The 22,680-nt window shown below is 32.3% G+C and carries 16 protein-coding genes; 10 read left to right on the top strand and 6 right to left on the bottom strand.

The features are described 5' to 3' along the window. The first annotated feature begins 96 nt into the window (after window positions 1-96). From lon to cmk, 4 genes are all read left to right on the top strand, one after another. On the top strand, window positions 97-2,547 hold the full coding sequence (lon, locus tag ACKGJY_RS02080; RefSeq protein ID WP_413972184.1) for an endopeptidase La: 2,451 nt from the start codon (window positions 97-99) through the stop codon (window positions 2,545-2,547). Next, window positions 2,531-3,118, top strand: coding sequence for a LysM peptidoglycan-binding domain-containing protein (locus tag ACKGJY_RS02075; protein ID WP_413972183.1), 588 nt, complete (start codon window positions 2,531-2,533; stop codon window positions 3,116-3,118). Before lon ends, ACKGJY_RS02075 begins: the two co-directional genes overlap by 17 nt. 74 nt (window positions 3,119-3,192) lie before the next feature. Continuing rightward, window positions 3,193-4,212 carry a type IX secretion system protein PorQ gene (porQ, locus tag ACKGJY_RS02070; RefSeq protein ID WP_413972182.1) on the top strand — a complete coding sequence of 340 codons (1,020 nt, stop codon included), beginning with the start codon at window positions 3,193-3,195 and terminating at the stop codon, window positions 4,210-4,212. Between the two features lie 107 nt (window positions 4,213-4,319). Continuing rightward, a complete protein-coding gene (gene cmk, locus ACKGJY_RS02065; protein ID WP_413972181.1) occupies window positions 4,320-5,015 on the top strand; it encodes a (d)CMP kinase in 696 nt (231 codons plus the stop codon). A 56-nt stretch (window positions 5,016-5,071) separates the two neighbouring features. Here cmk and ACKGJY_RS02060 read toward each other — a convergent pair whose 3' ends face one another. Further along, window positions 5,072-5,449, bottom strand: coding sequence for a LysM peptidoglycan-binding domain-containing protein (locus ACKGJY_RS02060; protein WP_413972180.1), 378 nt, complete (start codon window positions 5,447-5,449; stop codon window positions 5,072-5,074). Window positions 5,450-5,928: 479 nt separating this feature from the next. On the opposite strand from ACKGJY_RS02060, the gene rpsA reads away from it, so the two are divergent. Then, window positions 5,929-7,761 (top strand): 30S ribosomal protein S1, encoded by a 1,833-nt coding sequence (rpsA, locus tag ACKGJY_RS02055; RefSeq protein ID WP_413972179.1) that lies wholly within the window; start codon window positions 5,929-5,931, stop codon window positions 7,759-7,761. Between the two features lie 528 nt (window positions 7,762-8,289). Here rpsA and ACKGJY_RS02050 read toward each other — a convergent pair. Next, window positions 8,290-10,494 (bottom strand): S41 family peptidase, encoded by a 2,205-nt coding sequence (locus ACKGJY_RS02050; protein ID WP_413972178.1) that lies wholly within the window; start codon window positions 10,492-10,494, stop codon window positions 8,290-8,292. A 779-nt stretch (window positions 10,495-11,273) separates the two neighbouring features. After that, window positions 11,274-12,227 (bottom strand): Fic family protein, encoded by a 954-nt coding sequence (locus tag ACKGJY_RS02045; RefSeq protein WP_413972177.1) that lies wholly within the window; start codon window positions 12,225-12,227, stop codon window positions 11,274-11,276. A gap of 640 nt (window positions 12,228-12,867) precedes the next feature. On the opposite strand from ACKGJY_RS02045, the gene ACKGJY_RS02040 reads away from it, so the two are divergent. Then, complete coding sequence (locus ACKGJY_RS02040) at window positions 12,868-13,353, top strand: RNA polymerase sigma factor (RefSeq protein ID WP_413972176.1); 486 nt, start codon at window positions 12,868-12,870, stop codon at window positions 13,351-13,353. Window positions 13,354-13,357: 4 nt separating this feature from the next. Then, window positions 13,358-13,966: a hypothetical protein gene (locus ACKGJY_RS02035; RefSeq protein ID WP_413972175.1), complete on the top strand. Its 609-nt coding sequence runs from the start codon at window positions 13,358-13,360 to the stop codon at window positions 13,964-13,966. Between the two features lie 322 nt (window positions 13,967-14,288). Here the strand turns inward: ACKGJY_RS02035 and ACKGJY_RS02030 are convergent, their stop codons facing one another. Next, the gene (locus ACKGJY_RS02030) at window positions 14,289-14,861 is read right to left on the bottom strand and encodes a hypothetical protein (RefSeq protein ID WP_413972174.1); all 573 of its coding nucleotides are present in this window, start codon (window positions 14,859-14,861) and stop codon (window positions 14,289-14,291) included. Between the two features lie 57 nt (window positions 14,862-14,918). After that, window positions 14,919-17,021: an ATP-dependent DNA helicase RecG gene (recG, locus tag ACKGJY_RS02025; protein WP_413972173.1), complete on the bottom strand. Its 2,103-nt coding sequence runs from the start codon at window positions 17,019-17,021 to the stop codon at window positions 14,919-14,921. Between the two features lie 339 nt (window positions 17,022-17,360). Between recG and ACKGJY_RS02020 the strand changes: the two genes are divergently transcribed. From ACKGJY_RS02020 to ACKGJY_RS02010, 3 genes are all read left to right on the top strand, one after another. Further along, window positions 17,361-19,049 (top strand): histidinol-phosphatase HisJ family protein, encoded by a 1,689-nt coding sequence (locus ACKGJY_RS02020; RefSeq protein ID WP_413972172.1) that lies wholly within the window; start codon window positions 17,361-17,363, stop codon window positions 19,047-19,049. Window positions 19,050-19,147: 98 nt separating this feature from the next. Beyond that, window positions 19,148-21,100, top strand: coding sequence for a M1 family metallopeptidase (locus ACKGJY_RS02015; RefSeq protein WP_413972171.1), 1,953 nt, complete (start codon window positions 19,148-19,150; stop codon window positions 21,098-21,100). Between the two features lie 133 nt (window positions 21,101-21,233). After that, window positions 21,234-22,151 (top strand): patatin-like phospholipase family protein, encoded by a 918-nt coding sequence (locus ACKGJY_RS02010; RefSeq protein ID WP_413972170.1) that lies wholly within the window; start codon window positions 21,234-21,236, stop codon window positions 22,149-22,151. Window positions 22,152-22,153: 2 nt separating this feature from the next. Here ACKGJY_RS02010 and ACKGJY_RS02005 read toward each other — a convergent pair whose 3' ends face one another. Then, on the bottom strand, window positions 22,154-22,675 hold the full coding sequence (locus tag ACKGJY_RS02005; RefSeq protein ID WP_413972169.1) for a hypothetical protein: 522 nt from the start codon (window positions 22,673-22,675) through the stop codon (window positions 22,154-22,156). Window positions 22,676-22,680: the final 5 nt, after the last annotated feature.

Genomic DNA, 22,680 nt, shown 5'->3' with positions numbered 1-22,680 from the left:
TAGTAATAAATTGATTTACAGGTGTTTGTTTTGTATTTAAATAAATTTGAAATAAGGCATATTTTGTTTTAATGACAGAATGACCTAAACTACTATATGAAGAAATCTAATTTTATAACATTTGACAGTTTGTCATTGCAGGAGTTTGATGAAAATTCAGAGTTAATCCCATTAATGACACCAGAAGATGAAGAGGCCATAAATAAAGAAGAACTCCCAGCATCTTTACCAATTTTAGCATTACGTAACACGGTATTATTCCCAGGCGTAGTAATACCAATAACTGCAGGAAGAGATCAATCTATAAAACTGATTAACGATGCTAATAAAGGTGGTAAAGTTATAGGTGTTGTAGCACAAAAAGATGAAACGATTGAAACACCTTCTGGAAAAGATATTTTTAATACAGGAACTGTAGCTCGTATTTTAAGGGTTTTAAAAATGCCAGATGGTAACGTTACTGTTATTATACAAGGGAAAAAGCGTTTTAAGGTGAAGGAGGTAGTTTCTGAAACGCCATACATTACAGCTACAATAGAAGATTTGCCAGAAGCTAAACCTGCAAAAAAGAATAAAGAGTTTACAGCAATAATAGATTCTATAAAGGACTTAGCACTAGAAATTATTAAGGAAAGCCCTAATATTCCTAGTGAAGCGTCTTTCGCTATTAAAAACATAGAAAGTAACTCGTTTTTAGTAAATTTTGTGTCTTCAAACATGAATCTTTCGGTATCTGAAAAGCAGGAACTTTTAGAAAATAACGACCTAAAAAGTCGTGCGTTAGCTACCTTGAAATTTATGAATGTAGAATTTCAAAAATTAGCACTTAAAAATGATATTCAGTCTAAGGTTCAAATGGATATGAGCCAACAACAACGTGAATATTTTTTACATCAACAAATGAAAACCATTCAAGAGGAATTGGGTGGCGTAAGTCATGATGAGGAGATTGATGAAATGATTGCAAAATCTAAAGAAAAAATTTGGGACGAAAAAGTAGCCAAACATTTTGAAAAAGAAGTAGGTAAATTACAACGCATGAATCCGCAAGTATCAGAATATTCGATACAACGTAACTATTTAGAATTGTTTTTAGATTTACCTTGGAATGAATTTAGTAAAGATAAATTCGATTTAAAGCGTGCTAAAAAAATATTAGATAGAGATCATTATGGTTTAGATGATGTAAAACGAAGAATTATAGAATACTTAGCTGTTTTAAAGTTACGTAATGACATGAAATCGCCAATTCTTTGTTTGTACGGGCCTCCAGGGGTTGGTAAAACATCTTTAGGTAAATCTATAGCCGAGGCTTTAGGTAGAGAATATGTGCGTATGTCTCTTGGTGGTTTACGTGATGAGGCAGAGATTAGAGGACACAGGAAGACATATATTGGAGCAATGCCAGGGCGTATTATACAAAGCTTAAAAAAGGCTGGAACCTCAAATCCTGTTTTTGTTTTAGATGAAATTGATAAACTATCAAACTCGCATCAAGGCGATCCATCTTCTGCAATGTTAGAGGTTTTAGACCCTGAGCAGAATAATGAGTTTTATGATAACTTTTTAGAAATGGGCTACGACCTTTCTAAAGTGATGTTTATTGCTACCTCTAATAGTTTAGCAACCATACAACCTGCGTTAAGAGACCGTATGGAAATTATAAATGTAACAGGGTATACTATTGAAGAAAAGGTAGAAATAGCAAAACGTCATTTATTACCAAAACAGCTAACAGAACATGGTTTAGATAATTCTCACTTAAAAATTGGAAAGCCGCAGCTAGAAAAAATTGTGGAAGGTTATACTAGAGAATCTGGTGTTCGTGGTTTAGAAAAACAAATAGCAAAAATGGTACGTTATGGTGCTAAAAATATTGCTATGGAAGAAGATTATAACGTAAAAGTATCTAATGATGATATTGTTGAGGTATTGGGCGGTCCTAAGCTAGAGCGCGATAAATACGAGAATAATAACGTTGCTGGTGTTGTTACAGGTTTAGCGTGGACTAGTGTAGGTGGCGATATTTTGTTTATTGAATCTATATTATCTAAAGGAAAAGGCACCATGACAATTACTGGAAACTTGGGTAAAGTAATGAAAGAATCTGCTACTATTGCGATGGAATATATAAAATCTAATGCTGAAACATTTGGTATAGATGCATCGGTATTTAGCAGTTATAACGTGCATATTCATGTGCCTGAAGGTGCAACTCCAAAAGATGGTCCAAGCGCAGGTGTAACCATGTTAACATCTTTAGTATCTTTGTTTACGCAAAAGAAGGTGAAGAAAAGTTTAGCAATGACTGGAGAGATTACCCTTAGAGGCAAAGTGCTGCCTGTAGGCGGTATTAAAGAAAAGATTTTAGCTGCTAAACGCGCTAGAATAAAAGAAATATTACTTTGTGAAGACAATAGAAGAGATATTGCTGAAATTAAACCAGATTATTTAAAAGGTTTAACGTTTCATTACGTTACAGATATGAGCGATGTGATAGATTTGGCAATCACTAATCAAAAAGTAAAAAATGCGAAAAAACTTTAAAAATGTATGGTTTATAGTTGTGGTTTTACTTTGTTCCAATCTAGTGTTAGGGCAAAGTAAACCCATTTATAAAGATGTATTACTTAATGGTAAACCAGCTAAATTAAATATTGCAACTGGCGAATTTATTCTTGTTAATGGCAAACAAATAGACACTGTTAAATCTTTAGAGTTTGATGATAAAGAGACTATTAACAAACGCAATGCAAGTATTGCTAAGGCAAAACAAACTACTACTAAAGCTAGTTTTGATGCAGTTGATAATTCATCAGCGTTTCATACTGTAAAAGCAGGAGAAACACTATTTGCTCTAGCAAAAAAGTATGGTGTTACTTTAAAAGAATTAAAAAAGGCTAATAATTTAGAAACAACATTGGTAAGTGTTGGGCAAAAACTTAGAATAAAAGACTTTGATAAAGTAAATGAAATTCCAGATACTATAAAAGTCGCTAAGGGTAACACATTATACAGTATTTCTAAAACCTATGGCATTACTGTTAAAGCATTAAAGCAGATAAATGGGTTAAAAACCAACACTATTTTTATTGGTCAAGAATTGCGTTTAAAGTAGAAATATTTACTTAAAAAAAATAAATGCTAGATGCTATCGTTCTAAGATAGATTCATTTACTTTGTCCAGTAAATATGCTAAGAAAAATTATTACTATTCTGTGTCTCTCACTAACTACCCTTGTAATGGCTCAAGTGGGTGGTGAAACTACGTATCAGTTTTTAAACTTAGTATCTTCTCCAAGGCAAGCTGCTCTAGGCGGTAAGGTATTTACAAATGTAGATTATGATGTAACACAAGCACTGTTTAATCCTGCAACTATAAATGTTGAAATGGATAACCAACTGGCGTTAAATTATTCTAGCTACTTAGGCGGTATTAGTTTTGGTACAGCATCTTATGCCTACACTATCGATAGGCGTACACAAACTATCCATGGTGGTATCACATATATTAATTATGGATCTTTTGATGGTTATGATGAAAACGGTGTATCTACAGGAGAATTTACAGGTAGCGAAACTGCGCTGTCTGTTGGTTACGCACTGCAAATTGGGTATTCTGATTTTTATTTTGGTACAAATTTAAAACTAATCACTTCCAAATTAGAGCAGTACGACTCTTTTGGTGCAGCATTAGATCTAGGATTGCTTTACATCAATGAAGATATAGATTTTCATGCTGCTTTAGTGGTTAGAAATTTAGGGTCTCAAATAACAACATACGCCGGATTAAATGAGCGGTTACCTTTTGAAGTTGGTATAGGGCTGTCTCAAACCCTAGAGCATGTACCTATTAGATGGCATGTTACTTTAGAAAATTTACAACAATGGCCAATTGCAAGACCAAATCCTGCAAGAGCTACAAGCGATTTATCGGGTAATCAAACGTCTGAGGATATTGGCTTTGTAGGGCAACTTATTCGTCACACTATACTAGGTGCAGAATTATTTCCTGAAGGCGGATTCAATATTCGTTTTGGTTATAATTTTAGAAGAGGCGAGGAGTTACGAATTGTAGATCAGCGTAATTTTTCTGGACTTTCAGCTGGCTTTTCTATTAAAATGAATAGTATGAGGTTTAGCTATACACATGCCAAATATACCAGTGCAGCTAATTCTAACTTCTTTGGTTTACAGATAGATTTACAGTAAATACGTATCTTAAACGAACTAAAGTTTTTTAGTGCATAAAATGGAACCTATATTTTTACACTTTAGGCATTTTAAGTACTTTAGACACCTAGAAACTTTAATAATACATGGATAAAATTACCATTGCCATAGACGGGTACTCATCTACAGGGAAAAGTACTGTAGCTAAACAAATTGCTAAAACTTTGGGCTATGTATATGTAGATTCTGGTGCGATGTATAGGGCGGTTACATTATATGCTATCCAAAATGGATTAATATCTAAAGATGATTTTAACAAAGAAGCACTTATATATCAACTTGATACTATAGTACTTAGTTTTAAGTTTAATGAAAGTTTAGGATATGCTGAAGTATACCTTAATGGTGAAAATATTGAACATAAGATTAGAACTCTAGAGGTATCCAGTTACGTAAGTAAAGTTGCTGCCATTGCAGAGGTACGTCAAAAATTAGTTGCCATTCAAAAAAGAATAGGAGAGGACAAAGGCGTGGTAATGGATGGGCGCGACATTGGTACAGTGGTGTTTCCAAATGCAGAACTAAAGTTATTTATGACAGCATCTGCCGCAACACGGGCAGAACGCCGTTATCAAGAGCTAAAAGCACGCGGGGATAACGTTTCGTATGCTGATGTATTAAAAAATGTTACAGAGCGCGATTATATTGATACGCATCGAAAAGAATCTCCTTTGGTTAAGGCTAAGGATGCTATAGAGGTTGATAATTCTAATTTAACATTAGAAGCGCAATTTGAGAAAATACTTCGATTAGCTAAAATGACCATTGAAGATGGTGAATAAAAAAAGGTTGTCACTATAAATAGGACAACCTTTGTGTATACTGTATTCTGAAATTCCTATAGATTAGGGATAATTAATTCTTGATCTGGATGTATAACATCTGGATTCTTTAGTATGTCAGAATTAGCTTTAAAAATTGCTTGATATTTTGATGGACTACCATAATATTGTTTAGCAATTTTACCTAAAGTTTCTCCGCTTTTTACAATGTGGCGATGGTAAACACTAGCATCTGCTACTTTAATATCGGCCATAAGATCAGATGGGTTTTCGCCACCAAGTTCTTTTATCTTATTCCATAATAAGTCTTTTTCATACGGTGTATTTGCTGTACCGTGTATTTGCAATTGTCCGTTTTCTTCTTTAACATCTCCGTTTTGAATGTTTAGCGCTTCTCCTAGTTCAAGTACCGCTTGATATTTTGCTTTTACCATAATTTTTTAGTTTTAATAGTTAATTTTTGGTTGAACAATATACTGATTTTTTTTACTATAATTTAATTATGCAATCAAACTAACAGACAAATTATTATTTTGCTACTCTTTTTTGTGTAAAAAATAGCACGTAAAAAGTAGCTTTCGTTTTTGTAATATATTGGCGGGTAAACCCGCGTTAAGGATTGCAGCGGTAGCTTTTGGCGAGCTACGCTTTGAGCCAAAACTATTAGCGGAAAGCCTGACCCGAAGGGGAACGCCCAAAAAAAGAATAATATTAGGCTAATTCCTTGAAAATTTATATTTTTGCACTCCTTTTTAACGCAGTATCAAAAAGATGAAAAGGATTTAGAAAACTATTTTTATAACACTTCTGTGTGTTAAGCGTTTAACTTTTTGAAACATACAGGATACAAACGCGATAAAATGGCGTTTTCACACTGGTGAAAATCTATTTAATAATTCGCATATTTAATTAAATGGCTGAAAAAGCAAAACAAGCAGAAGTTGAAGCAACAGAAGCAACAACTGCAGAAGCTCCAGTAGTAACTGAAGCACAAGCAAATCCTGAAAAATTCTTAAAAGAGTTTAACTGGCACAATTACCAAGAAGGTATTGATGAGGTTGATGATAAGCAACTTGAAGAATTTGAAAAATTAGTAGCAGAAAATTTTGTTGATACATTAGACGACGAAGTGGTTGAAGGTACTGTAATACACATCACTGATAGAGATGCTATTATAGACATCAACGCAAAATCTGAAGGTGTAATTTCTTTAAACGAATTTCGTTACAATCCAGACTTAAAAGAAGGAGACAAGGTAGAAGTATTAATTGACGTGCGTGAAGATGCTACAGGACAATTAATATTATCTCACCGTAAAGCTCGTGTAATTAAGGCTTGGGACAGAGTAAATAAAGCACACGAAACTGGTGAAATTGTTAATGGTTTTGTAAAATGCAGAACTAAAGGTGGTATGATTGTAGATGTTTTTGGCATTGAAGCATTCTTACCAGGATCTCAAATTGACGTTAAGCCAATTAGAGATTACGATCAGTACGTTAATAAAACTATGGAATTTAAAGTTGTGAAAATTAATCACGAGTTTAAAAACGTAGTAGTATCTCATAAAGCACTTATTGAGGCTGATATTGAGGAACAGAAGAAAGAAATTATTGGTCAATTAGAAAAAGGTCAAGTACTAGAAGGTATTGTTAAAAATATTACATCTTACGGTGTGTTTATTGATCTTGGTGGTGTTGACGGATTAGTTCATATCACAGATTTATCGTGGTCTAGAATTAATCATCCAAACGAAATTGTAGAATTAGATCAGAAATTAAACGTTGTAATTCTTGATTTTGATGAAGATAAGTCTAGAATCCAATTAGGTCTTAAGCAATTAAGCAAACACCCATGGGAAGCTCTTGGAGAAGAGGTTAAAGTTGGTGATAAAGTAAAAGGTAAAGTAGTTGTTATTGCAGATTACGGTGCGTTTATTGAAGTTGCTGATGGTGTTGAAGGATTAATACACGTTTCTGAAATGTCTTGGTCTACACACTTACGTTCGGCTCAAGATTTCGTTACCGTTGGTGATGAGGTAGATGCGGTTATTTTAACTTTAGATAGAGAAGATCGTAAAATGTCTCTTGGTATTAAGCAATTAACGCCAGATCCATGGACAGATATTACTACAAAATACCCATTAGGTTCTAAGCATAGTGGTATTGTACGTAACTTTACAAACTTTGGTGTTTTTGTTGAATTAGAAGAAGGTATCGACGGATTAATTTATATTTCTGATTTATCTTGGACTAAGAAAGTGAAGCATCCATCTGAGTTTTGTGCCGTTGGTGACAAGCTAGAGGTTATTGTACTTGAGTTAGATGTAGAAGGTCGTAAATTAAGTTTAGGACACAAACAAACTACAGATAATCCTTGGGATAAGTATGAAACTGAATTTGCTTTAAATACCACTCACAACGCTGAAATCTTCGAAATAGTTGATAAAGGTGCTACAATTGTATTTAATGATGATATTACTGCATTTGTACCACAACGTCACCTAGAAAAAGAAGATGGTAGCAAATTGAAGAAAGGTGAAGCTGCTGAATTCAAAATTATTGAATTTAACAAAGAGTTTAAACGTGTTGTAGCCTCTCATGCTGCAATTCATAAAGCTGAAGAAGTAGCAAATGTAAAAGCTGCTGCTAAAAAGCAAGCTGCACAAGCTGCTGAAGCAAAACCAACATTAGGTGATGCTAATGATGCTTTACAAGCGCTTAAAGATAAAATGGACGGGAAGAAATAATTTCTTGAACATGTAACTATTAAAAAAGGCAACCAATTTGGTTGCCTTTTTTTATGCGTAAAAGTGAGAATTATGGACGCGATAATCCTAATCAGCTTAATAAAATATGTTTTTTAGTAATAGTAATACTAATTTTTTTTGGGCGTTACCTCCGCTTAGGCTCCGGTCGGGCTTTCCGTTATATCTTTTTTTTACTTCACCTAGTGTTATTGCTATTAAGTAAAGCAATCTACTAACACAAAGAGATTACTTTGTCGTTCGTGCCTCACTTCTCGTAATAGCGGCCTATTTATAAGCAACAAAAAAAGGATGCCACTTCAATCCCTAACGCGGGTGTGCTTACTAACTGAAGTCTATTAGAAGAAGATGTGTATTTTTGGAGAGGTTCGTTTAACGTTGCTGTATAAGATTAGTTGCGTTGTTTAAGCACCTAATTTAGCAAATACAAACCGAATAGAAAATCCAAGAGGATTTTCGTAAGTAGGCTTGAACTAGCAATTAATTTTATACGTTGTTCTCTACAGGTTTTTATTCATTTATTATTTCAATCGCTTTTTCTAATAATTCATCTCTACCTTCTTTTACCCCTTTAACAGTAGGTTTAATTTCAATATCTGGAACTATACCTACTCTTTGAGTTTCAGTTCCATCAGGGTAATAAACTCCCATTCCAGAGAAACGAGTTCTTAATCCTCCGGGTAATAATATTGTCGTAACATTACCATCTGCTCCAGCTGTTGTGCTACCAATGATAGTTGTATTGTTTCCTGCTCTAAATGCCATGGCAGTAAATTCAGATTGACTTTGCGAAAATTCATTAACTAAAACAACTAATTTCCCTTTATATGTTTTTGTTGGTTTAGGAATCTCATCGCCATTTTTAAAAATGAATTCTCCAGGGTTATTAATATTTCCAGTTGAGAATTTCACAAAAGGCGTGTTATCTGACACAAAATAAGAGCCTAACAAAAATGGAACAAATGTTGAAGGATAGTTTCTTATGTCAATAATAATTCCTTTTGTGTTTTTGAAAGTTTCTTTAATAATGGGAATATCTTCTTTTTTAATAAACTTTAAAGTCACATACCCAACATCATTTTTTAAAAATTTATAAGATTTTCCCTCCCAATTATGCCAATACATATTTAAACTATCTTTTTTATATAGAGGTATTGAGTGTTCTTCTTTTTTACCTGCTGAAATAAATTCTATCGTAATTTCTTTTTTTGGTGAGCGCAGAATATCTCGAGAAATATCCCTTAATCTCGTTGTTTCGTTAGAAGCTGGGTAATATGGTTTTATGCTATCTAATATTGATTCGACAGATTTTTTATTAATATATGTGATTATATCTCCAGATTCAACTTTAGATGCATTCTTTAATTCAGGGTTGTAATGGTCTATAACTACTAATTTATCCTCAATAAACTTAACTCGAAAAGATGGAAAAAAAACTCCTCTTTTATCATTAACTTTATTAAAGCCGATTGAATAAGACACATGGGTGTCGTTTATATCTCCCATTAATTGAATAAAAGTTAATTCATACTCTAATTCATTTTTAGCATTTATAATCTTGGGTATATACTCTCTTAAAATATCATTCCAGTTTTTGTCTATTAAATATTTATATGGAAAAAAATAATGAATCATATTCCAATACCTGTAAAGAGCTAACAACCTAAAGCCTTTATCTGGATAAGACATCATTATGTACCTGTTTTCATTTAAAAAAGCTAAACGATTGGAATTATTATAGCCAATATAGAAGGATTCACCTTGTCTTCTATTTTGATAAATATTTTTTAACTCATTTTTTAATTTCAAACTTATGTTGAAACTATCAAACCAAGACATATCAGGTTTTATGAAAGCTTCTTCAGCTGTACTTTCGCATTGTAAACATTTCTCAATAACTCCTATTTTTTTTATCCATTCTAAAAGTAAATTATCCCTCTCTAGGGTAGTTTTACCCTCTAAATATATCGGAAGAAAACGAAACAATTCGTAATCCCAATTATAATTTCCCTTTGCAATTTCTGGATGGTGATATTTTAAAAAACCCCATACTTTCCCCAATAAATCTAAGTTTACAATTATGTTGTTGTTAAGTTCTGGAAATTCAATCTTAGATCCCAAATCAAATTCTTTATCTAAGTTTGCATTAAAAATGGGTTTCTCTTTTTCTTTAAGTGTTTGAATATCCTTTCCATCTATTGTTAAAACAAAGTTATCAAACCATGCTTCTCCAGAACCTGTAATTAGTCCTGCAACAAAAATTGTTTCAGCACTCTTAGGGTATGGTAATGAAATGGAGTATTTCTGCCAGTCTTTAGTACCATGAATTTTTTGGCTTTGCATATTTTCAAATGCCAATACTTGATTATTTTTATCATCTATTCTAAGCAATAATCCACTAAAACCATTTCGGATATTTTCAATTTTCATAAAACCCTCTAAACGAATAGACTTTCCTTCATAATTAGCGGGAATTGAATATGCTATACCTCCAAAGGAGTTATGCGTTTTTTTAGAAATAATTTTCCCTGAGGCCTTTCCTAGTTTCGCATGAACTGTATCGACTTCTACTTCGTAATCCCCCCACTTAAACCAACCTTTGGGAAGTTCATTGTTCTCATTGTATTCTTCAAAATCTAAATTGAATTTCTTTTTTGTTTGAGAATAACAGCTTATCCAAAAAAGTGATAGTATAATTAAAATCGTTTGTTTCATTGTTGTTTTAACTTGTAGAGAACGTTTTTGGATATACGTCCGTTTTAATGACTTATATCCAACGTTAAACGAAGTTCGACATTTTTTCTGACAAAGTCAAGTAGATAAATCTCAAATTATGTGTTTCTTCTTTTAGCAAGTGTAGTAAAGTTAAATACCTTAAGAAGCTTATAATAGATGTGATGAGACCTCACAGGTTTTAAAAACCTGTGAGGTTTTGTGATTTTTTAAAACACCTTTGCGCTAACGTCATTGCGAACGGAGTGAAGCAATCTCCATAATCGAAGCAGATTACATCGTCGTACCTCCTCGTAATGACGGCGAATTTGTAAAAAAGCTTTAAAAAGGATGCCACTTCAATCCCTAACGCGGGTGTACTTACTAACTGACATCTAGTAGAAGCGGATGTGTGTTATTGCAGAGGTTCGTTTAACTTTTCTGGATATACGTCCGTTTTAATGACTTATATCCAATGTTAAACGAAGTTCGATATTTTTTCTGACAAAGTCAAGTAGATAAATCTTAAATTATGTGTTTCTTCTTTTAGCAAGTGTAGTAAAGTTAAATACCTTAAGAAGCTTATAATAGATGTGAGGTCTTGTGATTTTTTAAAACTTCTTTTACACAACTAAGTTTGAAATCGTAATCGTACTTAACTTTTCTTTCCATAAAAATACCCGTAAACAGTGTCTAACTTTTTGGGAGTAGTTCAAAATCCGATAGGACTTTCGTAAGTAGGCTAGGAACTAGCAACTAATTATACATGGTGCTGTGCCCAGTTATTTTAATTGATACATTGTTTTGTTTTTTTCTCCTATTTTTTCAAATAAACCTAGTTCAGCTCCTTTTTTCAAATCTCTGCTTGCAGTTGCAGAAGATATATCTTTAAAAATACCCATATAATCTTTCCTTGTGAATTCTTTTTTATTTAAGGAAATATAATATTCTAATCTGTCTTTTTCATTCAATGTTCTATTATTATAATCTAATAATTCACCAATTGAAATGTCAATTACATTTAGCATATATTCAATAAACTTAGTCGATTTCCCTAATTTATCAGACTCCGCCAAAGCTTTATAATATTTCTCTTGGTCTTTACTAATTAAAGTTTCAAAAGGCAAAAACTCAAAGATTGGATATTTTTCCATTAGTATTAAAGTTTGCCATAATCTTCCCATTCTGCCATTTCCATCTAAAAATGGATGAATAAATTCCATTTCGTAATGAAATACACAACTTTTAATTAATCCAATTTCGTCAGACTTTTTTAAATAATCAAAAAGGTCTTTCATTAAATATGGCACATTTTCAAAAGGTGGTGCTAAATGCTCAATTTTAGAGCCTTTTACAATTCCGACACCTTGCTTTCTGTATTTTCCAGAATTTTCAATTAATCCTTCCATTAAGTTTTTATGTGCTTTTAAAAAGGATTTTTCATTAGATGGTTTGTATTCTTCTAAATTCTCATAGATTTTAATTGCGTTTAAAACTTCAAGAACATCTTTTTTAGGACCAATAACTCTTTTGTTTTCTAAAAGCGCTGTTATTTGTTCTTCTGTAAGTGTGTTTCCTTCAATTTTTAAAGATGAATGAATAGTTTTGATTCTATTCTGCTTTCTTAATTTAGGAGAAGGTTTATTTAGTAAATTAGCATTTACTTCTCCTATTTTTTCCGAAATAGAAGTTATTAACTTTAAAACAGAAGTTGTTATTTCGTATAGTGGTTTCATTCGTGATACTATCATTTGATACTATCAAAGGTACAATCATTAATCTGAATTATCTTATGTATTTGAATTTTTTAATTGTGGCTAACTTTTCTGGATATACGTCCGTCTCAATGACTTATATCCAACGTTAAACGAAGTTCGATATTTTTTCTGACAAAGTCAAGTAAGTAAATCCTAAATTAGATGCTTCATCTTTTAGCAATTATAGTAAAAAGTTAAATGCCTTAAGAAGCTTACAATAGATGTGATAGACCTCACAGGTTTTTAAAACCTGTGAGGTCTCAACTATTACTAATTTAACTAATATATTTCCAAATATTTTAATGTTCTGTAAATAAAACATATCAATTTTGTTTACTCTTTCTCATTACGCATGTTAAGCCACTAAAAAAAATAAAATATTTTGTGCTTTTTTCAAGTAAGCGTATACTAATAGAGTATAAAGAACCCTTGTGCATTTTGAGTTGAAATAAACAGTGTAATATCAGTTCGAGTGATTTTTTTGATAAAAAATCGTATCTAGAACCAATTCATATAAAAATTCTTATTCTCAATACAAATTTCACTCATTTCAATCGTGAAATTCACTTGAATTGACAGAATTTTTTCAAAATACACAACGGCTTATAAAGAATAATTTATGAAGCAAGAAAAACAGTTTGTAGAGGTAATTCAGGAGAATGAAGGTATTCTTTATAAAATGACAAGATTATATGCCGATAATAAAGAAGATCAAAAGGACTTATATCAAGATGTTGTATATCAATTATGGAAATCTTTTCACACATTTAGAGGTAATGCAAAGTTAAGTACTTGGGTATATCGCATTGCACTAAATACTGCTCTTTTGTATCTAAAGAAAAAGAAACGTAAAGGTTATAAAACACCACTCGATGGAATTGTTCTAGCAGATGAATTTTATGACCCAGTTCTTGAAGAGCGTCTTAAAATATTATATGCTCATATTAGAGAACTTGGTGAGATTGATAAAGGCATTGTGTTTCTTTTTTTAGAAGGGAAGAAGTATCAGGAAATATCAGACATAACAGGTATGTCCACTAGTAATATTGGAACACGTATGGCAAGGATTAAAGAAAAATTAAACAAACAAATAATAAAAAAATAAAATTATGGAACTCGAAGAAATGCAAACGACTTGGTCTCAAATGAGTGACCAACTAGAAAATCAAAAAAAATTAACTAACAAATTAATTATGGAAATGACTAAAGAGCGTTACAAAAACAAAATAGATGTATTGTCAAAATATGAAGGAATAGGTGCTATTATCTGTTTTATAATGGCTATTCTACTCATATCACGATTTTCTGAGCTGAATACATGGTATTTAACGGTTTCTGGTATTTTTACTGTGTGCTATTTGATTGTACTTCCACTAATCGTGTTGCGTTCTATTAGAAGTATGAAAAGTATAGATTTAACCAATAACAATTATAAAGAAACCTTAATAGCTTATACTCAAAAGAAAAAACAATTTCTACTGACACAAAAAGTTGGTATCTACCTTAATTTTATTCTTTTGGTGGTTAGTTTACCCGTTATTATTAAAGTATTTAAAGGAAAGGACATATTTATTACAAACATAAATTTAATATACTGGTACATTCCTGTAATGGCAGTTTTTTTAATTCTATTTTCTATCTGGGGATATTGTAAATACAAAAATGTAACGTCTTCTGCTTCTCATATTTTAGAAGAGCTTGAAAACACATCTTCTTAAACATCAGTTAATAAGAATTTTCTTAAAAAAATCAACTATAAATTTACGCTATAAAATTTCAGCAAGACATTCCTATATTGATTTTTAAAATTTAAAACTTTGAAAATAAGACACATAGAAACTTTCCTGTTTTTTGGGAACCAATAGTTCGAAACGTTAAATATCTTAAGAAGCTTATAGTAGATGTGATGCGACCTCACCAGGTTTTAAGAAACCTGCGAGGTCTCAAATACATTAAAATTTAACTAATATAATTCCAAATATTCTTGTATTATACAACCTACATGATGATTTAAATGATTTGATTAATACAGGTTATCAACTAAGGATTTACTGTAAATTTATAGGCGCCATCATCTTCAGAATTAATTATTTTGGATGCTAAGTTTACGTCACTTATATAAAACCAAACTATGCCATCATTATCAAAATCATAATTTGTACCAGTAATATAATAGGTGCCAGACTCTAAAAGTGTTATCCCGAATACGCTAGAAAATTTATTATCTTTAAATGTATTTTCTGCATTAATCCAGTGTCTATCGGTGTATGTATTACCATTAATAACTTCTATATTGTTATCGGTAACTGATATTTTTACGAGTGTCCCAAAATTGGTTTCTTTATAAAGTGCAAAAGTGCACCTAATGTTATCATTATTGTTATTATAGTCACTTAAAAGAATAGTTTCCCCATCTAGAGTGGTCTGCTCGTTGGAGAAAGTGGTATTAATAAAAATTTGTTCGCCTAAATCAAAAACCTTTTTGTTATCATTAATGCTAATAATTGTATTGTTTGCTATTTCTTTAAGAGGGAAAAAGTCATCTTCTTCAGGACAACAGAAGCTTGCACATAATGATATTGAAACTGTAAAGGCAATCAAATATATTTTCATATAAAAATTTTATAGTTAGATGTGAATTTAAAGAATTGGTTGCGTTAGAAATTATAATTAACTTATATAATTCCAAATATTCTTGTATTTCCCCATGGCTTTGTAGGTGTTTAAAATTACCTCATGTGCTGCTTTGGATAACGACGGGTCTTCGTGTAACACCTTTTTAGCATAATATCTGGCCTGCTGTAAGATAGCTTTATCCTTTACAATATCTGCAATTCTTAAATTTAAAATACCACTTTGTTGCGTGCCCATAATATCTCCAGGACCTCGGAGTTTTAAATCTACTTCAGCAATTTCAAAACCATCATTGGTGCGTACCATGGTTTCTAATCGGGTTTTGCTATCGTTACTTAATTTATGGCTTGTCATTAATATACAATAACTCTGTTCTGCGCCACGCCCTACACGCCCGCGTAATTGGTGTAGTTGCGATAATCCAAAACGTTCTGCACTTTCAATAATCATTACAGAGGCATTAGGCACATTTACACCAACCTCTATTACAGTAGTAGCTACCATAATTTGCGTTTCTCCTTTAATGAAACGTTGCATTTCAAACTCTTTATCTGCAGGTTTCATTTTACCATGAACAATAGAAATTTGGTAGTCGGGTAGTGGGAAATCTCTAGAAATACTTTCATAACCTTCCATTAAATCTTTATAATCCATAGCTTGACTTTCTTGAATTAACGGATATACAATGTATACTTGTCGTCCTTTTGCAATTTCATCTCGCATAAACTTAAAAACATTTAAGCGGTTGGCGTCATACCGATGTACGGTTTTAATAGATTTACGTCCTGGTGGTAATTCATCAATCACAGAGATATCTAAATCGCCATAAACGGACATGGCTAGTGTTCGCGGAATGGGTGTGGCGGTCATAACAAGCACATTCGGCGGAAACGTGTTTTTATGCCACAATTTACTTCTTTGTTTTACACCAAATCGGTGTTGTTCATCAATAACTGCTAGCCCTAAATTTTTAAATTTTACTTTATCTTCTAGTAAAGCATGCGTACCAACAAGTATGTGTAAATCGCCATTTTCTAATGCTTCATGAATTATTTTTCTTTCTGAAGTTTTACTTGAACCAGTAAGCAATGAAATATTGATATTCAATCTATTACACCATTCTTTTAAGCCGTTATAGTGTTGGACTGACAAAATTTCAGTCGGTGCCATTAAACAGGCTTGAAAACCATTATCAAGTGCCATGAGCATTGACATGAAGGCTACTATGGTTTTTCCAGAACCTACATCGCCTTGTAATAAACGATTCATTTGTGCATTACTTCCCAAATCTGCTCTTATTTCTTTTAAAACGCGTTTTTGCGCATTGGTTAGTTGGAAAGGTAAATGCTGTTTGAAAAACGTATTAAAATAGTTGCCCACAGTATCGAACTGAAAGCCTTTTATTTTTGATTTATGGATGAGATTTTTTAAAATGAGTTGTAGTTGTATGTAAAACAACTCCTCGAATTTTAATCGATATTGCGCTTTTGCTAGGAGCTCTTGCGATTTTGGAAAGTGAATATTTAATAAGGCTTCGGCCTTTGGTATTAATTTTAATTCTGAAAGTACAGGTTTAGAAAGTGTTTCAACAAACTTACCTTTTGTTTCTAAAAATAGTTGTTGTACAATTTTACTAACCACGCGATTACTAATCCCTTTATTACTCAATTTTTCGGTAGAAGGATAAATAGGATGAATACCTGAGCTTAAGCTTTTTTTATGGTCGTTTATAGTTTCAATATCAGGATGCGGCATACTAAATTTATTGCCAAACCTATTTGCTTTACCAAATATTACATAGGGTATATTTAGTTTAAGGCTATCACGTATCCATTTTTGCCCTCTAAACCATACCAACTCCATAGTACCTGTATCGTCTTGAAATGAAGCAACTAAGCGCTTACCACGTTTTTGAGCAACCTCTTTAAAGCTGGTTATTTTGCCAATAATTTGAATTTCGGCGCTGTTATCAATAAGTTGATTGACTTTGTAAAACCGCGTTTTGTCTATATACCGATTTGGGAATAGATTTAAAATATCTTGATAGGTATGTATATCGAGCTCCTTTCGCAGTAAATCGGCACGATTAGGTCCTACGCCTTTTAGATAATCTATGGGAGTTTGCAGATTTACAGACATAGAGCGAATTTACATAAATACGCGATAAATTGGAAGTTTTAACATGGTTTTGCGTTAAGGATAGTAGTGGCATCCTTTTTTGTGGTAGCCAAAGATTTTATACACTTGCATTTTGTTATCCTATTTGTAAAAATCTAACAGCACATTAAATGTAATGCCGCACAAAAAAGATATAACGGATAGCCTGACCCAAGGTTGTGTACGTAATGAAACAGCACTATATAACATCTTGGGTAACGCCCTAAAAGCTATTTTAATTTATCAAATAGTTTAACTTTTATGTATGTATTTCTTAATTATGGTTAAATTTGGATTCTTTTAAACAAACGCACTTAGTTGATGAAAAAGCTTAACGATTTTATTTGGGAAACCCATGGGATACATGCAGGTACTGAGCAAGACCACGTAAAACATGGTATTGATAAACTAGAGGATATTATTGACAAGGCTATTGAGGCTGGTAACCCGAGTATTACGTTTATTATTCATTCGCCCAGACTAACTAGTTTTAGGTATATCGCAGAGCGTGAAACGAATGTAAAGTTTATTCGTGGTAATCGCTCATATTTAAATTACCCAAAGCGTATTGCAAATTTAAGGCAAAAATACGAAGGGCGTATTAATATAAAATATGGTGTTGAGTTAGAATGGATGGGTCCTGGTTTAGGATTGCAGTGGAGTAGATCTAAGATTTTTCAAGCAGAAGATGCGGATTATGTAATAGGTTCTGTACATTTTGCGCCAGAAGGTTTGCCGTATGATGGCTCTAAAGAAGAGGCAGAACAGTTACTGAAGCTTAGAGGAAGTTTAGAGGCGTATTGGGATGGGTATTTTAATGAAATGATACAGATGATTGAGTGTTTTGGGGACATGATACAGATTATCGGTCATATTGATTTGCCAAAATTAAACGTAGATATGCCAGAAGCTTTGGTGGATTTTGAAACGAGTTCTCACCCTTTGGCTAATAAATTTAGAACGCTTTTAGAGCTAATAGCAGATAGAAATTTATCGTTAGATGTAAATATGGCGGGTAAATTTAAAGGTGTTGGTGTATATCCTGTAAAAAGCATACTAAGGCGAGCCAACGAGTTGCAAATACCTGTTTGTGTTGGCACAGACACGCACCACGTAAAATATTATGGGCTAAATTATAAAGAGAGTTTAGAGTACATACAAGAAGCTGGATATGAGAGTTATGTGAGTTATTCTAAATTAATTCCTGAGAATCGTACAATTTATGACGATCATGATTTAAAAGTAAAATATACCGTTTTAAATAAAGGTATAGAGTTGTTAAATCAGCGTTTAGATGACACACAACGCCGTATTATTCCCGATTTTTCGTTTGGAGGTTCGTTTTCAGAATTTGTAGACTTGTATAGAAGCGCTACTGGAATGGGCGATTATAACGCTATTAGAATCCGTAAATGGGGTAAATCTATCACTGTTACTGATGAAATACCTAAAAACACCAAACGTATTGTAAATGGCTTGTTTTCTGAGCATTTGGATAAGCCAGGAGTTATCTCTTCGCTCTTTAATACGTTAGCGTCCGAAGGTATTAATGTTGAGTCTGCTCGCCTAAAATCTAATAATGACGGTACTGCTGTTGCTTTTTTGTCTATTGATAACGAAAACAGACGTGTAGAAAGTGCTATTGAATTTATTAAAGGTACCGATGGTGGACTTTTTAAGGATTTAACGTATAAGGAAAATGAAGTGCTGCCTAATTACTACAATAAAGGCGTGTATTTATTAGAAATGGATGGTGTGCAGTTAAATTTGGCTTTAAGTAAAAAAATTATATTGACTAAGCATCAAAATGCACCCGGTATTTTGTTGATTTTATTATCGGCATTGGCTTCGAGAAATATTAATATTAAAGATTTGCGTTTAGGCAAGCTTAATAATGTAGGGTATTCTGCTATTGCTGTAAATGGTGATAGTAATATTATTAGAACACTACTTACTAAACTAGGCGACCAATATTATGAGGCTAATTTAATTGAGTTTCATAGTTTTTAAACAGCAAAATATTTTTACGAAACGTATAAAATTAGATGCTCGATACATTGAGTGTCTAATTTTTGTTTTTTGGAGTAATCTTTGATAGTTTTATCCGTATGAAGCAAATTCTTCTTTTATTATGTTGTTGCGTAAATGTTTTATTCGCACAACAAACTGAATATGTTGATTTTAAGAAAGCCAAGGCAAGTATTAGTCTATCTTCTGAAGTAAAACAAGTTGAAGGTTTTATTACTTATACTTTTGATATTTTAAAAGATGTAGATTCTATTTATTTAGATGCTCAAAATTTTAAACATATTGAAGGTTTGCTTGATGAAAAGATATACCATAACTATAATGGCAAGCAACTTGTTATAAAAAAAACATTTAAAAAAGGAGAACAGCATCAGGTTGTTATTAGTTTTGTTACGCAACCTAAAAAAGCACTTTATTTTATTGATTGGGAACACCAAAACGGAAATAAACAAATTTGGACTCAAGGTCAAGGGAAATACACCAGTAATTGGCTGCCATCTATTGATGATATGAATGAGAAGGTTGAGTTTGATTTGTCTGTTACTTTTGATAACAATTATGAAGTTATTGCCAATGGCGATTTAACAAATAAACATATCAACGATTCCACAATAACATGGCATTACGACATGAAACACCCAATGCCCAGTTATTTAGTCGCTTTAGCCATTGGTAAATACAATAAAAACGTAGAATATTCAAAAAGTGGTGTGCCTTTAGAAATGTATTATTATCCAGAGGATACTCTAAAATTTGAACCTACCTACCGCTACACCAAACAGCTATTTGATGTTTTAGAAAAAGAAATAGGGGTGCCATATCCTTGGCAAAATTATAAAATGGTGCCGGTTAAAGATTTTTTGTATGCTGGAATGGAAAACACAAGTCTAAATATTTATTCCGACAGTTTTGTGGTGGATTCTATTGCGTTTATAGATAAAAATTTTGTAAACATTAATGCGCATGAGCTTGCACATCAATGGTTTGGTGATATGGTAACTGCCACTTCTGGAACACACCATTGGTTGCAAGAAGGATTTGCAACGTATTACGCCTTATTAGCTGAAAAAGAAATTTTTGGAGACGATTATTACTATTGGCAACTCTATGAATACGCACAAGAGTTAAAAGCGCAAGATAAAGCAGGACAAAGCACATCCTTATTAGATTCAAAATCGAGCAGTACTACGTTTTACAAAAAAGGAGCGTGGGTATTACATTTGTTGCGAGAGCAAGTAGGTGATAATGCTTTTAGGAAAGCTGTGAAAAATTATCTAAAAAAGCATCGGTTTAAAAATGTTGAGACTGATGATTTTATTAGTGAAGTGGAGCAGGCTAGTGGGGAGAGTTTGGATGAGTTTGTTGCAAAATGGTTAACATCTTCAGAACTTGAATATCACGACATGGAAGGTTTTTTCTTTTTAACATCAATTCCCTATAAAGGATATATACAATTGGAATGTGATACAAATGAAGCTGCTTGTTTTAAGTATTTAAAATCTTTTGATAATTCTTTTTTAAAATCTGAAGTCATAAAAAACCTTAAAGGGAATATTCCCAAAAGTATATTTAATTCTAAAGATTTAAAAGTCCGTCAAGCTATTGCAAGTAGTCTTGTGGATATTCCTTCAGAATTAAAAGAAGATTACGAATCACTCTTAAATGACAAATCGTATATCACTATAGAAACGGCTTTATTCAATTTATGGGTTAATTTTCCAGAAGATAGATTTAAATATTTGAATCAAACTAAAGATATTATAGGCTTTAATGATAAAAATGTGAGAACACTTTGGTTAACTTTGGCTTTGGTCACAGAAGGTTTTCAGCCAGAGAATAAATCGCGATATTTTCAAGAACTTACAGAGTATACAAGTCCGAAATACGGTTTTGAAGTCCGCCAAAAAGCATTTCAATATTTACATCAAATTAAAGCGTGTAATGATGAGTGTACAAGTAATTTAAAGCAAGCTACAACACATCACAATTGGCGATTTAAACAGTTTTCTAAATCGCTTTTAGCACAGAAATAACTTATGTTCTTCAGTAATGTATTGATACATAATCCTCAAAAAAGTATATGTTTTGAGCTTATAAATTAATATTTATGTAATGACGACTTCAATATGAAGACTTATTGATTATATTTATCCATTAATAATTTTTATGAAAGCTCTAGTAATATCAGGAGGAGGAAGTAAAGGCGCATACGCTGGTGGTGTTGCGCAATACTTAATGGAGGTTGAAAAACGAGAATACGACATGTTTTTAGGCACTTCTACAGGGAGTCTGTTAGTGCCACACTTGGCCGCTGGAGAAATTGATAAACTATATCATATTTACACTAATGTAAACCAAAAAGATATTTTTAGTGTAAACCCTTTTACGATACGAAGAAAAGGAAATAGAGAATTTGTATCTATTGATTTTATAAATACGCTTTGGCAATTTATTAAAATGAAACGTACGTTTGGTGAAAGCAAATCGTTAAAACGGCACATTAAAAAAAACTTTTCTAAAACAGATTTTGATAAAATTATAAGCACTAAGGAAGATGTAGTTGTTACAGTGTCTAATTTGTCTAAAAATAGAGTAGAGTATAAGTCTATAAAAGATTATAGTTATGAAGAGTTTTGCGAATGGATTTGGATTTCCTGTAACTATATTCCTTTTATGTCACTAGTTAAAAAAAATGATTTTGAATATGCCGATGGTGGTTTGGGTTGTGTAATACCCATACGTGAAGCTATTTTACGAGGTGCTACTGAAGTTGATGCTATAGTGTTAGAATCTGAAACTATGGAGTATAATAAGGTGTTAGGTAAAAATCCATTTTCGTTAATGATTAATTTATTTGGACACCTAACCGATCAGTTAGAGCGAAACGATATTACTATTGGTAAGTTAGCAGCAAAACATCGAAATGTACAGCTTAATTTATTTTATACGCCTTCTAAACTTACCGAAAACTCATTGATTTTTAATAAAAAACTAATGACATCATGGTGGGAGCAAGGTTGGGAATATGCTAAACTTAAAAGTGAGAATGCCAAATCAAACGAATTACGTCTTGAGGATAAATAGTCTTACCACATATCTCTAACTTCTTCTTTTAATATAGAAATAGCTGCATCGCTAGGGGAGTGACGCTCCATCATTTCTGTTAAAAGCACTTCCCTTAATTTATTAGCTGAATCCGTTTTTTCAGATAAATTGGCTTTTCTTATTAGTTGAACTGTAGCGCTTTTGGCAGTGCTTATTACACTCCAACATTTCTCGCTTACGTAAATTTGTTGGGTTAGATTATGTTCCATTTCTTGTTGAATGCTTTCTATTAATAAAGATTCGTAAGCATCTTTATCTGAAGATGTTGGAGTAACTCTAAGCAGTAATTTATTTGGAGAAATGCGTTCTAAAAAAAGTGTTAGTCTTTCATAGGCTTGAAGACGTAGTGGTACAGATGTAGCTTGTAAATCTTTCTTTAATAAAAATCTACGTCGCCCATCTTCATTTTCTGTATGTGTTTTAAAAAAATAGTAAGCAATACCTCCAGTAATTAAGGTGGGAAGTGTAAATAAAAATAAATCTATAATTCTGCTAGAATCCATAGTGT

The sequence above is a fragment of the Hyunsoonleella sp. 2307UL5-6 genome (assembly GCF_047345485.1).
Classification (GTDB): domain Bacteria; phylum Bacteroidota; class Bacteroidia; order Flavobacteriales; family Flavobacteriaceae; genus Jejuia.
The sequence above is the reverse complement of the archived record's forward strand: the minus strand, read 5'-3'. Positions and strand labels throughout refer to the sequence as shown.

Coding starts and splice junctions, on each gene's coding strand:
- lon (WP_413972184.1), top strand. CDS start 97: ATGAAGAAATCTAATTTTATAACATTTGACAGTTTGTCATTGCAGGAG.
- ACKGJY_RS02075 (WP_413972183.1), top strand. CDS start 2,531: ATGCGAAAAAACTTTAAAAATGTATGGTTTATAGTTGTGGTTTTACTT.
- porQ (WP_413972182.1), top strand. CDS start 3,193: ATGCTAAGAAAAATTATTACTATTCTGTGTCTCTCACTAACTACCCTT.
- cmk (WP_413972181.1), top strand. CDS start 4,320: ATGGATAAAATTACCATTGCCATAGACGGGTACTCATCTACAGGGAAA.
- ACKGJY_RS02060 (WP_413972180.1), bottom strand. CDS start 5,449: ATGGTAAAAGCAAAATATCAAGCGGTACTTGAACTAGGAGAAGCGCTA.
- rpsA (WP_413972179.1), top strand. CDS start 5,929: ATGGCTGAAAAAGCAAAACAAGCAGAAGTTGAAGCAACAGAAGCAACA.
- ACKGJY_RS02050 (WP_413972178.1), bottom strand. CDS start 10,494: ATGAAACAAACGATTTTAATTATACTATCACTTTTTTGGATAAGCTGT.
- ACKGJY_RS02045 (WP_413972177.1), bottom strand. CDS start 12,227: ATGAAACCACTATACGAAATAACAACTTCTGTTTTAAAGTTAATAACT.
- ACKGJY_RS02040 (WP_413972176.1), top strand. CDS start 12,868: ATGAAGCAAGAAAAACAGTTTGTAGAGGTAATTCAGGAGAATGAAGGT.
- ACKGJY_RS02035 (WP_413972175.1), top strand. CDS start 13,358: ATGGAACTCGAAGAAATGCAAACGACTTGGTCTCAAATGAGTGACCAA.
- ACKGJY_RS02030 (WP_413972174.1), bottom strand. CDS start 14,861: ATGAAAATATATTTGATTGCCTTTACAGTTTCAATATCATTATGTGCA.
- recG (WP_413972173.1), bottom strand. CDS start 17,021: ATGTCTGTAAATCTGCAAACTCCCATAGATTATCTAAAAGGCGTAGGA.
- ACKGJY_RS02020 (WP_413972172.1), top strand. CDS start 17,361: ATGAAAAAGCTTAACGATTTTATTTGGGAAACCCATGGGATACATGCA.
- ACKGJY_RS02015 (WP_413972171.1), top strand. CDS start 19,148: ATGAAGCAAATTCTTCTTTTATTATGTTGTTGCGTAAATGTTTTATTC.
- ACKGJY_RS02010 (WP_413972170.1), top strand. CDS start 21,234: ATGAAAGCTCTAGTAATATCAGGAGGAGGAAGTAAAGGCGCATACGCT.
- ACKGJY_RS02005 (WP_413972169.1), bottom strand. CDS start 22,675: ATGGATTCTAGCAGAATTATAGATTTATTTTTATTTACACTTCCCACC.